Below are 14,684 nucleotides of genomic sequence, written 5' to 3' on the forward strand. Positions count from 1 at the left end.
GATCTCTCGGTGACCTACCGTACGGCGGGCGGCGACATCCCCGCCGTACGGGGAGTGTCGTTGGCGCTCGCCGCCGGTGAGGCGGTCGGGCTGGCGGGGGAGTCGGGATCGGGGAAGTCGACGATCGCGCTGTCGCTGCTGCGATTGCTGCCGCGGTCCGCGCGGATCGACGGCCGGATCCTGCTCGGCGGCGAGGACATCGTGACGATGAAGTGGGGCCGCCTGCGGGCGGTCCGGTGGTCGTCGGCGTCGATCGTCTTTCAGGGCGCCCAGCACGGCCTGAACCCGGTACGGCGGATCGGCGAACAGATCGCGGAGCCGCTGCTGGTGCATCGGCTGGCGTCGGCCACCGAAGCTCGGTCGCGGGTGGCGGAGCTGCTGGAGCAGGTCGGGTTGCCGGCGTGGCGAGCGCGGAGTTATCCGCACGAGCTGAGTGGTGGCCAACGGCAACGAGTGATGATCGCGATGGCGCTGGCCTGCTCGCCGCAGCTGATCATCGCGGATGAACCGACGACCGCGCTCGACCTGATGGTGCAAGCGCAGGTGTTGTCGCTGATTCGGGAACTGATCGCCTCGCATGGGATTTCACTGCTGATGATCTCGCACGATTTGTCGGTGCTCGCGGACGTCTGCGATCGGCTGGCGATCATGTATGCGGGGCGGTTGGTGGAGACCGGTCCTGCTGGCTCCTCGTTCAAGCACCCGTACAGCCAGGCGCTGTCCGCAGCCTTCCCGACGGTCGGTGATCCGGCCTCGCGTCTCGCGCCGCGAGGGCTCGCCGGCGACCCGCCGGACCCGCAGTCCCTGCCGGGCGGCTGCTCGTTCCATCCGCGGTGCCCGGTCGCTCTCGAGAGCTGTGCCGTTGGTCCTATTGAGCTCCGCCCGGCCGGACCAGACCGCCACGCTGCTTGTGTCCTGGTGGAGGAAACATGCTAGAGGCAACCAATGTGGTGGTGGAGTTCGGTCGCGCCCGGGCCGTCGACGGAGTCAACCTGTCCATCGCGCCGGGCGAGATCGTTGCCCTCGTCGGGGAGTCCGGCTGCGGCAAGACCACGCTCGCGCGCACGCTCCTGGGTCTGGAGAAGCCCCACTCGGGCACGGTGTCCTACGAAGGCCGCCCGTTGTCCTACTCCGGCCGGGCGCTCCGCTCCTTCCGTCGTCAGGTGCAGCTCGTCCTGCAGGATCCCACCGGCTCGCTCAATCCTCGCCATACCGTCTACGAAGCCGTTGCCGAAGGCCCGCGAATCCACAAGCTGCCCGACGAAGAGGCGATCGTCGCCTCGGCGCTCGCCCGGGCCGGGCTGCGGCCGCCGGAGCGGTTCTTCCTGCGCTATCCGCACGAACTGTCAGGTGGTCAGCGTCAGCGGGTGGTGATCGCCGGCGCCCTCGCGCTGGACCCGAAGATCCTGATCGCGGACGAACCGGTCGCCTCCCTGGACGCTTCCATCCGCGGCGAGATCCTGGCGCTGCTGCTCCGCCTGCGCGACGACCTCGGTCTCGGCGCCCTCGTCGTCACGCACGACCTCGGACTGGCTTGGAACATCGCCGACCGGGTCGCGGTGATGTACCTCGGCCGCATCGTCGAGTCCGGCCGCACCGAGGACGTGCTGACAAGCCCGCAACACCCCTACACCCAGGCGCTGCTGTCGGTACTGCCCGAATCTCCCGAGCGCATCATCTTGACCGGCGAGCCACCGGACCCGACGCAGATCCCGTCCGGATGCCGCTTCCATCCCCGCTGCCAACTAGTGGCCGCCGGCAACGGTGTACCGGCCTGTACGTCGACCCCGCTGCCCGTCCTCTCGGCGACGACCGACGCGCAGGTCGCGTGCCACGTCGTACCGGCGCTGCGGACAACCAGCTGACCTGGCGGGGCCCCCAGTGTCGTGGGCCCCGGCCGGTCGCCGGTCAGACCTCGTCGTCGTCCTCGGGGTCCTCGTCGGCGTCGGCGAGTGCCCACTTCAGCTGGAACTCGACCTCTTCCTCGTCCTCGGAACGCTCGTGCTCGACGCTGATCCGAGCGTTCTTCGGCACGGTGAAGCGCTCGCCGGCGACCTGGATCCGGAACGGCTTGCCCGCCTCGAGGGCGTCGGCCAGCCGGCGGAGCTTGGCGGCGAACTCGGCGACCGTGTAGTCCTTCTCGACATCTCTCTCACTCATGGCGCCTATCCAACCAAACGCGAGGTTCTTCGAGGGGTTGACAATAGTTAACAGCGGATAGAACTATTGCAGGATGGTGGAAGATCAGGTCGACCGGTTCTTCGAAGTGCTCGCCGATCCGACCCGGCGGCAGGTCGTGCAGCTGCTCGGTGAGGGACCGCAGCGGGCCGGCCAGCTGGCCACGGCCACGGGGTCTTCGTCACCCGCGATGAGTCGGCACCTGCGGATCCTGCTCGAAGCCGGTCTGGTCGCCGACGAACGCGTCCCCGACGACGCCCGCGTCCGCCTGTTCCGCCTGAACCCCGAACCCGTGGTCGCCGTCCAGGCCTGGCTCGACCAGGTCCAAGCGCACTGGCGCGAGCAACTGGGTGCCTTCAAACGACACGTGGAGAACTCATGACCGAACTGTCAGCGACAGCAACTGTCGAGGTGCCGGTCGACCCGGCGACCGCGTTCCGGATCTTCACGGAGGAGATCGACCTGTGGTGGGTCCGCGGTCCGATCAACTTCTTCGACGCGGCACGAGCCACGGCCATGCAGATCGAACCTGGTGTCGGTGGTCGGCTGCTCGAGGTGTACTCGTTGCCCGACGACGTGCTCGTGCTCGGGACCATCACCGACTGGGAGCCCGGTGTTCGGTTCGGCTATCGCAGTTCCGTGGACGACACCGAGACGCGGATCACCTTCGATGCCGCGGGCAACGGTACGCGGGTGACCGTCGTACAGGCTCTGGTTGCGGGTGGCGAGAAGGCCTTCTACTTCTGGACAAACGTCATCAAGTGGGTGCCGCAGTGGATCGCCCGCCGCGACACCGCTCCCACGACGCCGCGTGAGCTCGACCGGCTGGCCGTCGCTCTGTACTACCAAGACCCGGCCGCCGCAGCCCGCTGGCTGCACAACGTCTTCGGCCTCGACTCCTGGACCAGCATCCCGGCGGAGGGCACCACGCCGTCCTGGATCGAGCTCAACGTGGGCGACCGCAGTCTCATCCTGTTCCGGCGTACCGACGACCGTGCACCGCAGCACGACCACAGCACCTGGATCTACGTCGACGACCTCGACGCCCACTTCGCGCGCACCCAGCAGTCCGGCGCCAAGATCCTCTCCGAGATTCACCAGCACGGCTACCGCCGCTACGAGACTGAAGACCTCGAAGGCCACCACTGGACCTTCGCCCAAGCCCGCCCCACCCAGTAGATGCAAGGCGGCCGCATCACGCCAGGCGTCGTACGGATCTCCAACACCGTACGGCGCCCCGCGTCGCCCGGCACTCCCGGGCTACTTCGGCAGTTGGAGGCCCGTGGTTTCGCCGGAGCACCGCGCTACCTGGGCCAAGACGACCAGGGCCGCGAAATCCTCAGCTACCTCGACGGATGGGTCCCAGATCGCTTCCAGCGCTGGCAAAACGCGCAGGTCGCAGCCTTCGGCGTACTGCTCCGTGCCTTCCACGAAGCCACCCGCACCGCCCCGAACCGGGTGATCTGCCACCACGACCCCGGCCCCAACAACACCGTCTTTCGCGACGACCTCCCCGTAGCCCTCATCGACTTCGACACCGCCGAACCCGGCAGCCCCCTCGAAGACCTCGGCTACGCCGCCTGGACCTGGTGCATAGCCGCCAAGTACGACGACCCCGACCGCCAGGCCGCCCAAGTCCGGGTCCTCGCCGACGCCTACGCCCTCACCCCGCCCCAACGCGAAGCCCTCACCGACGCCATCCTCGAACGCCAGTCCCGCAACGTCCGCTTCTGGACCGAAACCCCAGCCCAGGTAACCCCCGCCCAACGCGCCGACCGCATCACCTGGTCCCGCGCCGCACACGACTTCACCACCACCCACCGACACACCTTCGCCACCCACCTCCACTAACCCGCCCCTCACCACCGCTCTCCTCCCGCGCGCATTTGAACGGATATCCGTTCAAATGCACCCTTCTCTCCTCGTATATGAGGGGGAGAAGGGGCAACTTCGGGGGTTATCCGTTCATGTGACGTCGAACGCGAGGGGATGGGGGTATGGGTGGCCGACCGCCCTGCCCGCGCCGCCAGCCACCGTCCGCGGCCCTTCGCCCTGCGTGCATTTCAACGGATATCCGCTGAAGTGCACGCTTCTCCGCTCGTATATGAGGGGGAGAACGGGCAACTTCGGGGGTTATCCGTTCAAATTGTGCGGGCGGGGAGGGGGTTAGAGGCGGCCGGCTTTTTTGAGGGCTAGGTAGGTGTCGGCTAGGGCGGGGGCGATGTGGTCGGGGTTTTCGTCGACTACGGTGACGCCGGCTCGGGTGAGGACTGCGGTGACGCGGTCTCGGTCGAGGCGGGTTCGGGCGGCGGAGGCGGCGTTGTAGACGTCGATGAGGTCGGTGCGGGTGGACTCGAGTTCGGTCAGGCGGGGGTCGGCTACCGAGGCGAGGACGATGACGTGGCGGCGCAGGAGCGGCCCGATGACGGGGAGCAGGGACTCCTCGATGACGGCGGGGTCGAGACCGGTGAGCAGTACGACGAGGGAGCGCTGGCCGAGGCGTTCCAGGACTTGGGAGACGACGACCCGGAAGTCGGTCTGCACGAGCTCGGCCTCGACGTTCGCCAGGGCGTTCACGAAGGAGGGCAGGACGTCCTCCGGCGCAGGACGTCGTACATCAGCCCGTACGGCGGAATCGCAGGCCAGCAAGGAGACGCGGTCGCCAGCGCGAGTGGCGAGGGCAGCGAGCAACAGAGCCGCGTCCATCGCGTGGTCGAGGCGGGGCGCGTCGCCGACACGGCCGGCGGACATGCGACCCGAGTCGATCACGATGGCGACCTGACGGTCGCGTTCCGGACGCCACGTGCGCAGTACGACGTTCCCCCGGCGAGCGGTCGCACGCCAGTCGATACTGCGGACGTCGTCGCCCGGCACGTAGTCCCGCAGCGAGTCGAACTCGGTCCCCTGCCCGCGCACGAGCAGCGCCGTACGACCGTCCAGCTCGCGCAGTCGCGCCAAGCGCGACGGCAGGTGCTTGCGACTGTTGAACGGAGGCAACGCCCGCAGAGTCCACGGAACCTGATGTCCACCCTGACGGCCGGCAAAACCGAGCGGACCGATCGATCGGATCGTCACGCGATCCGCGTGGCGGTCACCGCGGCGCGTCGGCACGAGGTGCGTCGTCAAACGCCGGCGTTCGCCGTGAGGCAGGTCCAGCTTGTGCGGAGGATCCAGTACGCCGGCCGACGGCGGCCACGCGTCCCGCAGCAGCCCGCGGACCCGCCGCCCCGGATTCGCGACCAGAAGGTGAACCACAGCCTCCTGACCAAGCCGTACGGCGGTGTCTCCCTCACGCGTGAGTTGGAGCCGCCGCGGCGACCCCGCCAGCAGCAGATCAACCAGGCACACCAACAAGACCGCGCCGACGACCACACCGACACCGGACCAGCTCGGCATCACCAGGGCGACGAACACCACCCCGAGACCAGCCAGCAGGCCGGCCCTGCCTGTGAGAACCATCAGCGTGGCACTGGCACGGTCGCGAGGACACTCTCCAGCACCGCGTCCGCGCTGACACCTTCCAGCTCGGCCTCCGGCCGCACCTGCACTCGATGCCGCAGGCAAGGACGCGCCATGGCCTTCACGTCGTCCGGAATGACGTAGTCCCGACCCGACAACCACGCCCACGCCCGCGACACGTGCAGGAGCGCAGTAGCACCACGCGGTGACACACCGAGCTGCAGGGACGGTGACTGCCGCGTCGCCCGGCACAGGTCGACCACGTAGGCCAGGACGTCCTCCCGCACCGCAACCCGCCGTACGGCGTTCTGTCCGGCCAGCAGGTCCTCCGGACCAGCCACCGGCCGCAGACCGGCCGCCTCCAGGTCACGCGGGTCGAAGCCGTGCGCATGCCGAGCCAGTACGGCGATCTCGGCGTCCCGCGGCGGGATGTCCAGCGTCACCTTGAGCAGGAACCGGTCCAGCTGCGCCTCCGGCAGCGGGTAGGTCCCTTCGTACTCGATCGGGTTCTGTGTCGCGGCCACGACGAACGGCACCGGCAGCTTGCGCGAGACGCCGTCGACGGTGACCTGCCGCTCCTCCATCGCCTCGAGCAACGCGGCCTGCGTCTTCGGTGGCGTGCGGTTGATCTCGTCCGCCAGCATGATGTTGGTGAACACGGGCCCCGGCCGGAACTCGAACTCACTCGTCTTCGCGTCGTACACGAGCGATCCGGTCACGTCACCCGGCATCAGGTCCGGCGTGAACTGCACCCGCTTGGTGTCCAGCCGCATCGCCATCGACAGCGCCCGCACCATCAGCGTCTTCGCGGTCCCCGGTACGCCCTCGAGTAGCACGTGGCCACGACACAGCAGCGCCAGCACCAGCGCGGTGACCGCGGTCTCCTGACCGACAACAGCCTTGCCGATCTCGGTCCGCAGTGCGACCAGCGCCTGCCTGGCCTGGTCGGCGCTGACCTCAGTAGTGCTCACGGGTGTCGGACCTCCTGCAGTAGTACTCGAGTACGTCGGACAAGTTCAGCAGTGCTGCGTCGTCGACCGGTGGCATGCCGTAGAGCGCTTCGTACAAGGTCTGAGGGTCCCACCCGGTGCGAGCGGCCAGTGTGGCAACCACTGCGGTCGGTTCGGCTCGTCGGGGGATGCCGTGCGCCTTGTGCAGTTTGCCGAGTGCGGACTCGCGCAGCGCCGCCGCAGCACGGTCGCGAGCGCGTGACCGCCGGTAGAGCCGCGCGCGACCCTCAGTCGTCTCAGCCGCATGCACGATCACCGGCAACCGCTCCACGACCACAGGTCCCAGCCGCCGACCCCGCCACACCGCAACCACCAGTACGGCGAACGCGAGCGCCCAACCGACGTAGCGGACGTCCGGCGGGACCAGCGGCGGTCCGTCGCTACCAGCGTCGTCCGCTCCATCGCTCTCCCACTGCGGCAGGTACCAGGTGAGCTCCCGGTGCGTGCCGATCAGGTTGAGCGCCAGTGCGGCGTTGCCGTCGTCCGCAAGCTCGCTGTTGGTGAAAGAGCGTGAGGTCCCGACCACGTCGACGATGCGGCCACTGGTCTCGACGCGAACCACAGTGTGGTTGATGCCGTCGCCATAACAGCCCACGGCACCCGGCGGTGCGGAGTACGTCGATCCGCCGACTGTCGCCGTACCGGCCTTGACCGCGGCCGGCAGATCGCACTCCGGCTCCCGGCTGAACGAGCTGAGCGACTGACTGCTGCCTTTGACGCCAGGCGCGAGCACGCTGAGCTCGGTCTGCCCGGGCCTGATCAGAATGAGATGCGTCCACCCAGCATCCGCGATCCGCTCCCAGTCGGCGCGATCCAGCCGGCCGTTCGGCCCGATGAGCAGTGTCTTGCCCGCACCGGACTCCACAGCGTCGGAGAGGAACTCCGTCCCCTCCACCTCCACACCATGGTTCTTCAGCAGGTTCGACAGCGCTCGCGCACCGTCCCGCTCGGTGGAGTCCGGGCTGAACGGCCCGGAAGTGCTTGCAGCGCTGGCGATCAGTACGACGATCGCCGCCAGCACGATGATGCCGGTAATCAGCATCGGCCGCCGCAGCGCACGCCAGCTCTCCGCGGCGCCCCGGCCGACCGGCACACTCGTGCTCATCCGGTCACCTTGACCCGCGCGACCCGTGCCGCCTCGTCAGCGGTCACAACCACGGCGTACCGCTGCGGTGTGCCCGGACGGTTGCCGTAGACAACCTCGGTGAAGGCCAGTGCGGCCGGCTGCAGCGAGTCGCGCAGTGTCGGCGCGATCCGTCCGGCGTCCGCCACCACCTCGTACGCCGTCCGCCCGGCGCGGTCGTCGAGCACAGTCCGCTCGACCAGCTCGGCGACACAGGCCCGGAACCGGCTGCGGATCGCGGAGGTGTAGTCGCCGGACGCGGCTTCCCGCTCCGCCAGTGCCCGGTACTCCGCAGCACTCCGCGGTCGAGACGTGTCGAACACAGACTGCCGCTGGCCGCTTTGCTTGCTGGTCCGCAGCACTCCGGCTCGCCAGAGCACCACAACGACGATCAGCGCAATCAGGGCGACCAGCAGGATCAGTCCGAGGTGGCCGTCGGGGGAGGTGCCGGTCACGCTGTTCAGCAGGTCGGCGAACCACTGGAACAGCTTGGCCAAGCCACGCTCGAGCAGTGAGCCGCCGGACTGCCGGTAGGCGGATTTCGAGAGCTCCTCCGCGGCTTCGGCGGCGGCCTGGTCGCGGGTGATGTCGACCGGCGGTTCGGCGAAGATCACGCCGTACCTCCTGCTCGTAGTGCCGGACGCATCCACAGGTCGAGGCCCTCACGCCGCACCCGCAGGTCGAGGTACACCAAGGCCTGTACGGCGGACATGAAAGCCAGGCTCGCGATCAGCGTCGTCACCGTCGCGGCACCGGCCGCTACGCCGACGATGACCGCGATCAGCGTGCCGCCGGAGGTGTCGCTGGAGTCGGCCCAGGAGCCGACCGTGATCACCAGCGTCGTCACACCGAACTGCAGCGCGTAGCTGACGATGTTCACGACCACACCCGCGAAGAGCAGGATGCCGAACACCCGCCAGAACTTACCCTTCACCAGCTGCCACGAACGCCGCAGCGCACCGATGATCCCGACCCGCGCCGGGATGTACAGCCCGATGTCCGGCGCGTGCTTGCCCTCCATCAGCACGACTGTCCCGGCCAGCACCAGCCGGACTCCGAAGATCAGCACGAGCAGTCCCCCGAGCAGCATCAGCGTCACGGCGACTGCACCGGCCACTGCGCCGGAGATCGCGGACTCTGCGCCGGCACCGATCCCGAAGACGGCCAGCAGCCAACCACCGATCAGTACGACGAACGACAGCGACTGCAGCAGGCCCACGGCCGCCAGTGCGGGCAGTGCGGGCCGGACCAGCCGCAGCAGCTCACGTGCACTGACCCGACGACCCAGCTGGCTGCGCACTGCCGCCAGAGCGATGATCCCGGCCAGCGTGCTCGACACGACCGCGAACAGCACCAGCTGAACGCCGTACGTCAGCAGCAACGCCCCACCGGCCTGCTCGAACGGGTCCTCCGCACCGAAGAACCCACTGATCCCACCCGGTACGGCGACCTCCGTCAGCGCGGCCTGAGCGGCCAGCAGCGCGATCGCGGCCAGCACCGGCAGACCCAGCATGATCGTCTTGTTGTCGGAGATGGTCCGGGCCGCATTGTCGAGCAGATCGGCCGGCAGCCAGGGCCGCAGCGGCTCGGCCGCCGGGTCCTCGTGCAGCCTGATGTCCTCGCTCACGTCCGCCTCCCCTGCGCCCTGTTGGTGCACCCCGAGTTGTCGCACGGCCGGGCCGTGCACCATGATCACAGCCCAAACCGGGGTCAATCGGCGATCCGGCGTGTGCACTACCCCGGGAATGGGACACTATCCGTAGTGCGCACGGACGGCATGCACCGGGCGCACGACGAGTCGGACGGCAAGGAGCAGCGCGTGGCAGATGGTAACCGGACGATGCGGGGCCGCATTCTCATCGTCGACGACGACACCGCGTTGTCGGAGATGCTCAGCATCGTGCTGCGCAACGAGGGCTACGACACCTATCTGTGCGCGACCGGTGACAAGGCGGTACCGGCGTTCCGGGAGTTCAAGCCGGACCTGTTGCTGCTGGACCTGATGCTGCCCGGGATGGACGGCATCGACGTCTGCCGGGCGATCCGCGCCGAGTCCGGCGTGCCGATCGTGATGCTGACCGCCAAGAGCGACACCGTCGACGTGGTGCTCGGCCTGGAGTCCGGGGCCGACGACTACGTGGTCAAGCCGTTCAAGCCCAAGGAGCTGGTGGCCCGGATCCGGGCCCGCCTGCGCCGGATGGACGAGCCGGGGCCGGAGTCGCTGACCATCGGCGACCTCACGATCGACGTGGCCGGCCACTCGGTGAAGCGGGCCGGGGAGACCATCCAGCTGACGCCGCTGGAGTTCGACCTGCTGGTCTGCCTGGCCTCGAAGCCGTGGCAGGTGTTCACCCGCGAGGTGCTGCTGGAGCAGGTCTGGGGTTACCGGCACGCCGCCGACACCCGCCTGGTCAACGTGCACGTCCAGCGGCTGCGCTCCAAGATCGAGAAGGACCCTGAGCACCCGGAGATCGTCGTGACGGTCCGCGGTGTCGGTTACAAGGCTGGTGCGGACTGATCGAGTACGGACGCGACCAAGAGTCGCAGGCTGTCTCCGACCCCGCCGCGCCGGCGGGGCCGGACCAGTCGGCCCCGCCCGAGCAGGTGGTGGCCGAGCCGCGCGGTGCGGAGCTGGAGCTGACGGCCGCCGCGGCTGAGTGGCATGCCTACCCGCAACCGATCTGGCGGACCCACCCGAAGTACTGGCCGGACCTGTGGCGTCGCTCCATCCAGGCCCGGATCGTCACCGGCACGTTGCTGATGTCAACGGTCGTGCTGCTGCTCGTCGGCTGGGTGATGATGAGCCAGGTGACCGACGGCGTGCTGGAGTCCCGTCGGCAGAGCGCCCAGGCCGAGGCGGTCGCGCAGCTCGCCTCACTGACCCGCAGCATCAACGCGGCCGACTCGACCATCGTCAACCAGGAGCTGTCCCAGCTGGTCCTCGGCTCGAACCGCCCGGGCCTGTACGACGTCGTCCTGACCCCGATCGGCAACAGCGGCTCGAACGCGATCCGCTACACCGGACTGGTCGACAGCGACTCGGTGCCGCAGGTCCTGGAGTCCTCGGTCAACAACAACGACACCAGGCTCTGGGACACCTACACAGTCATCAAGTACAACGACGGCCGCAGCGCGCCGGGGCTGGTGATCGGTTCGCAGCTGCGGGTCGACAGCACCCGCGACAAGTACGCCGTCTACTTCCTCTTCCCGCTCACCGCGCAGCAGGAGACGCTCGACGTTGTTCAGCGCGCGCTGGTCACCGCCGGCCTGCTGCTGGTCGTGCTGCTCGGCGCAGTGGCGTGGCTGGTCACTCGCCAGGTGGTCACCCCGGTTCGGATGGCACGGCGGATCGCCGAGCGACTCGCGGCCGGCAAACTCGAGGAGCGGATGCAGGTCCGCGGTACCGACGACCTGGCCCGGCTCGCGGTCTCGTTCAACAAGATGGCGAGCAACCTGCAGCGGCAGATCCGCCGGCTGGAGGACCTGTCCCGGCTGCAGCGCCGGTTCGTCTCCGACGTGTCGCACGAGCTGCGCACCCCGTTGACCACGGTCCGGATGGCCGCCGACCTGCTGCACGAGAACCGCGACGAGTTCGACCCGATGGCCCGCCGTTCGGTCGAGCTCCTGCAGAACGAGCTCAACCGCTTCGAGGAGCTGCTCGCCGACCTGCTGGAGATCAGCAGGTTCGACGCCGGCGCGGCCGCGCTCGACCTGGAGGACGTGGACCTGCGCGACATCGTCAACCGCGTGCTCGAGAACCACGAGACCCTGCTGGAGCGGAAGGGCTGTGAGGTCCAGCTCGCGATGCCGGCGCCGTGCCGCGCGCAGGTCGACGCCCGCCGGATCGAGCGCATCTTGCGGAACCTCATCGGCAACGCGATCGAGCACAGCGAAGGCCTCCCGATCCTGATCAGTACGGCGTACGACGACGACGCGGCCGCGGTCGCGGTCCGGGACCACGGCGTCGGTTTCCGGCCCGAAGAGGCCGAGATGGTGTTCAGCCGGTTCTGGCGGGCCGACCCGGCCCGCGCCCGGACCACCGGTGGTACCGGGCTGGGCCTGTCGATCGCCCTGGAGGACGCCCGGCTGCACGGAGGCCGGCTGGATGCCTGGGGCTCACCCGGCGAGGGTGCGTACTTCCGGCTGACGCTGCCGCGCCGTCCGGACGTAGCGCTGGCCGGCTCACCGCTCCCGGCCCGGCCGGCCGACGCCGTACGTGTGGTGACGGAGAAGTCGCTGGTCGACGTCGGAGCGCCGTACCAGAAGCTGACGGGTGGTGAGGAGCTGTGAGGCGGCGTCCGCTCGCGGTCCTGCTCGCAGGCCTGCTGCTGGTGACCGGTTGTGCGACCGTGCCGACGAAGGGCGCCATCCGCAACAGCAACCGCGAGGGGCTGGCCGCGGACTCCGCAGGTGTCGGTGTCGAGGCCAAGCCGCCGCGTGAGGGCGCGAGTCCGCAGGCCATCGTGAACGGCTTCCTGGAGGCGATGTCGGACTCCCGGCAGGCCTCTGACCAGGCGCGGCTGTACATGACGCCGCAGGCCGCGGCGAAGTGGAAGCCCGAGTCGCAGACCATCGTCTACGACCAGGCCACCGACGGGCTGCCGCTGCGCGGCGAGCACGACTACGAGCTGACGGCGACCAAGATCGCCACCATCGACGACCGGGGCGAGTGGCTGCCGGCCGGGCCGAAGGAGTCGGCCAACTTCCTGTTCAAGGTCGTCAAGCTGAACGGGCAGTGGCGGGTCGACTCGGTGCCGCCGGGCGTGCTGCTGGGCAGCAACCAGGTCGAGATCAAGCTGGCGCCGCGCGACCTGTACTTCTTCTCGCGCGACCGCAAGACGCTGGTCCCGGACCCCGTCTACCTGCCGCAGAACAACCTCTCGGCCGGCCAGGCGGCGACCCAGCTGATCCAGGAGCTGCTGAAGGGCCCGACCAAGCGGCTGGGCAACGGCGTCGTGTCCATCGCACCGCCGGGGACCGCGATCCAGGTGTCGGTCCCGGTCGAGCTCGGCGAGGCGACCGTGACGCTCAACGACGTGGCCGGGCAGCTCGTGGACGACGACCGGCAGCGCTTGGCCGCGCAGATCGTCTGGACGCTGAACCAGATCAGCCTCAAGGCCAAGATCACCGTCGACGGTGCGCCGCTGCTGCCGGACAACCCCGGCGTCATTCAGTTCTCGTCGGTCAGTGGCAACGATCCGGCCGCGCCGACGACCGCGTCGACCGCCCTGTACGGCCTGCTCCGCGGCAAGGTGCAGCGCGTCGAAGGCCTGGACGGCGCCTCGGAGCAGACGGCCCGCGACCTCAACGCCAGCAAGCTCTACGAGTACGACGCCGAGTCGTTCGCGGTGAACCTGCGCGGCGACACGGGCGCGATCGTCACCGAGTCCGAAGGCAGGCCGGTCGTCGCGGTCGCGAAGCTCGAGCCCGGCGACGGGAACAACGACGGCGACAAGGGCAAGAAGATCGAGATCGGGGTCCAGGGCCGGGTGCTGCGGCCCAGCTACGACGCCCTCGACAACCTGTGGATCCTGGACAAGGCCGACAGTTCGACACCGCGGCTGCGGGTCCGCACCCGCGACGGCGCGGTCGAGAATGTGCCGGTCAACTTCCGCGGCGACGTGCCGAAGGTGCTCCGGATGGCGCCGGACGGCGTCCGGGCCCTGCTGGTGCTGGAGTCCGCGAAGACCCACAAGAACACCGTGCAGACCGGCAGCATCCAGCCCGCCGAGAGCGGCAAGGGACTGGTGCTGGCAGCCCTGCGCGACCTCCAGGTGCCGCTCAACGACATCACCGACGCGGCCTGGTCCAAGCGCGGCATCCTGGTCGCGGGCAAACCCAAGGACAGCACCACCGCCCAGCCCTGGTTCGTCAACCCGGACGGTTCCAATCCGCAGCTGATCCCCGGCGGCACGCCCGGGTTCGGGATCAAGAGCATCGCCTCCAACCCCAACCCCGACACGCTGCCGGTCTTCGAGGACCCCGACGGCCACATCCACTGGCAGCGGCGTGACCTCGAATGGGTGACGCCGAACGACGACAAGCTCGCCGGCGGCCTGATCCCGACGTACCCCGGCTGAATTCCGGCGGTTATCCACAGGTCGCCGCAGGTGGCTTGTGGCCGGCCGGGGGAGTGGTCAAGGTGGTCTGGTGTGGGGCGCCGCGGTGGATCTGCTGCTCGGAGGCGGCTGCGCCGGGTGCGGGCTCCCCGGTGTCACCCTGTGTGATGGTTGCCGAGGGCTACTGAGTCGGCTGACTCCGTTCCGTGCTTGGCCGGATCCGCGGCCGGCCGGCCTGGCGCCGCCGACCGCGGCCGCGCCGTACGGCGATCAGGTGCGGCGGCTCGTGATCGCGCACAAGGAGCACGCGCGGTACCCGCTGGCGCGTCCGCTCGGTGCCGCGCTGGCCACGGCCGTCGGAGCCGCCCTCGGCGAGCACCGGAGCGCGTGGCTGGTGCCGGTGCCGTCCGCACGAGGGACCGTCCGCAAGCGCGGACACGATCCGCTCGGCCGGATCACGCGGGCCGCTGCCCGGACGCTGCAACGACAGGGAATCGACGTCCGCGTCGCACCCGCCCTCCGGCTGGTACGGCGTCCCGACGACCAGGCCGGCTTGTCCGCGGAACGCCGTACGGCCAACCTGGCCGGGGCTTTCGGGCTCCGTTCGCGCTGGGCTGAACACCTGACGGATCAACCGATCCTGGTCGTCGACGACGTGATCACGACCGGTTCCACGCTCGCGGAAGCCTGCCGCGCCGTGGAATCACGGGGAATTCCGGTGCTCGGCTGTGCCGTGCTGGCCGCGACCCCGAGACGATCGCCGTCTGGTTCATGAGAACTTCCCTACCGGTTTTCGCCGAAGCCGACTAGCGTTGGCCTATGACACCCGTTCGGGCTTGTCGGGCAGGGATGTGG

Annotated in this window: 15 protein-coding genes; 9 read left to right on the forward strand and 6 right to left on the reverse strand. The window is 69.2% G+C overall.

Annotation, left to right across the window (positions count from 1 at the left end; translation table 11 throughout):
* Positions 1 to 9 precede the first annotated feature (9 nt).
* On the forward strand, positions 10 to 936 hold the full coding sequence (locus ABZS29_RS14225) for an ABC transporter ATP-binding protein (protein WP_355461827.1): 927 nt from the start codon (positions 10 to 12) through the stop codon (positions 934 to 936).
* Complete coding sequence (locus tag ABZS29_RS14230) at positions 930 to 1,865, forward strand: ABC transporter ATP-binding protein (protein WP_355461829.1); 936 nt, start codon at positions 930 to 932, stop codon at positions 1,863 to 1,865. Before ABZS29_RS14225 ends, ABZS29_RS14230 begins: the two co-directional genes overlap by 7 nt.
* 43 nt (positions 1,866 to 1,908) lie before the next feature.
* Here ABZS29_RS14230 and ABZS29_RS14235 read toward each other — a convergent pair whose 3' ends face one another.
* Positions 1,909 to 2,160, reverse strand: a complete 252-nt coding sequence (locus ABZS29_RS14235; RefSeq protein ID WP_355461831.1) for an amphi-Trp domain-containing protein — start codon at positions 2,158 to 2,160, stop codon at positions 1,909 to 1,911.
* A gap of 73 nt (positions 2,161 to 2,233) precedes the next feature.
* On the opposite strand from ABZS29_RS14235, the gene ABZS29_RS14240 reads away from it, so the two are divergent.
* From ABZS29_RS14240 to ABZS29_RS14250, 3 genes are read left to right on the forward strand one after another with little or no spacing between them, the layout of a single operon-like run.
* Positions 2,234 to 2,560, forward strand: coding sequence for a metalloregulator ArsR/SmtB family transcription factor (locus ABZS29_RS14240; RefSeq protein WP_355461832.1), 327 nt, complete (start codon positions 2,234 to 2,236; stop codon positions 2,558 to 2,560).
* Positions 2,557 to 3,357 carry a VOC family protein gene (locus tag ABZS29_RS14245; RefSeq protein WP_355461834.1) on the forward strand — a complete coding sequence of 267 codons (801 nt, stop codon included), beginning with the start codon at positions 2,557 to 2,559 and terminating at the stop codon, positions 3,355 to 3,357. Before ABZS29_RS14240 ends, ABZS29_RS14245 begins: the two co-directional genes overlap by 4 nt.
* Positions 3,358 to 4,029, forward strand: coding sequence for a phosphotransferase (locus ABZS29_RS14250; protein ID WP_355461836.1), 672 nt, complete (start codon positions 3,358 to 3,360; stop codon positions 4,027 to 4,029). It abuts the gene before it with no gap.
* Between the two features lie 315 nt (positions 4,030 to 4,344).
* Here the strand turns inward: ABZS29_RS14250 and ABZS29_RS14255 are convergent, their stop codons facing one another.
* The 5 genes from ABZS29_RS14255 to ABZS29_RS14275 are packed head-to-tail and all read right to left on the reverse strand — an operon-like array spanning position 4,345 to position 9,397.
* Positions 4,345 to 5,637, reverse strand: coding sequence for a DUF58 domain-containing protein (locus ABZS29_RS14255; protein WP_355461838.1), 1,293 nt, complete (start codon positions 5,635 to 5,637; stop codon positions 4,345 to 4,347).
* Positions 5,637 to 6,608: a MoxR family ATPase gene (locus tag ABZS29_RS14260; RefSeq protein WP_355461840.1), complete on the reverse strand. Its 972-nt coding sequence runs from the start codon at positions 6,606 to 6,608 to the stop codon at positions 5,637 to 5,639. The genes ABZS29_RS14255 and ABZS29_RS14260 overlap by 1 nt, the downstream gene beginning before the upstream one ends.
* The gene (locus tag ABZS29_RS14265) at positions 6,595 to 7,752 is read right to left on the reverse strand and encodes a DUF4350 domain-containing protein (protein WP_355461842.1); all 1,158 of its coding nucleotides are present in this window, start codon (positions 7,750 to 7,752) and stop codon (positions 6,595 to 6,597) included. Before ABZS29_RS14265 ends, ABZS29_RS14260 begins: the two co-directional genes overlap by 14 nt.
* Positions 7,749 to 8,384 (reverse strand): DUF4129 domain-containing protein, encoded by a 636-nt coding sequence (locus tag ABZS29_RS14270; protein WP_355461844.1) that lies wholly within the window; start codon positions 8,382 to 8,384, stop codon positions 7,749 to 7,751. The genes ABZS29_RS14265 and ABZS29_RS14270 overlap by 4 nt, the downstream gene beginning before the upstream one ends.
* Positions 8,381 to 9,397, reverse strand: a complete 1,017-nt coding sequence (locus ABZS29_RS14275) for a hypothetical protein (protein WP_355461846.1) — start codon at positions 9,395 to 9,397, stop codon at positions 8,381 to 8,383. Before ABZS29_RS14275 ends, ABZS29_RS14270 begins: the two co-directional genes overlap by 4 nt.
* Before the next feature lie 213 nt (positions 9,398 to 9,610).
* Here ABZS29_RS14275 and mtrA point away from each other — a divergent pair, with 213 nt between their 5' ends.
* The 4 genes from mtrA to ABZS29_RS14295 all read left to right on the forward strand — a co-directional run bounded on the left by mtrA (position 9,611) and on the right by ABZS29_RS14295 (position 14,604).
* A complete protein-coding gene (gene mtrA, locus ABZS29_RS14280; RefSeq protein WP_141859693.1) occupies positions 9,611 to 10,288 on the forward strand; it encodes an MtrAB system response regulator MtrA in 678 nt (225 codons plus the stop codon).
* An 89-nt stretch (positions 10,289 to 10,377) separates the two neighbouring features.
* Positions 10,378 to 12,060 (forward strand): MtrAB system histidine kinase MtrB, encoded by a 1,683-nt coding sequence (mtrB, locus tag ABZS29_RS14285; RefSeq protein ID WP_355461848.1) that lies wholly within the window; start codon positions 10,378 to 10,380, stop codon positions 12,058 to 12,060.
* Positions 12,057 to 13,850, forward strand: coding sequence for an LpqB family beta-propeller domain-containing protein (locus tag ABZS29_RS14290; RefSeq protein WP_355461850.1), 1,794 nt, complete (start codon positions 12,057 to 12,059; stop codon positions 13,848 to 13,850). The genes mtrB and ABZS29_RS14290 overlap by 4 nt, the downstream gene beginning before the upstream one ends.
* A gap of 70 nt (positions 13,851 to 13,920) precedes the next feature.
* Entirely contained in the window at positions 13,921 to 14,604 is a 684-nt protein-coding gene (locus ABZS29_RS14295; RefSeq protein WP_355461852.1) for a phosphoribosyltransferase family protein, read from the forward strand.
* The last annotated feature ends 80 nt before the right edge of the window (positions 14,605 to 14,684 follow it).

The sequence above is a fragment of the Kribbella sp. NPDC005582 genome, from assembly GCF_040605415.1.
GTDB lineage: Bacteria > Actinomycetota > Actinomycetes > Propionibacteriales > Kribbellaceae > Kribbella.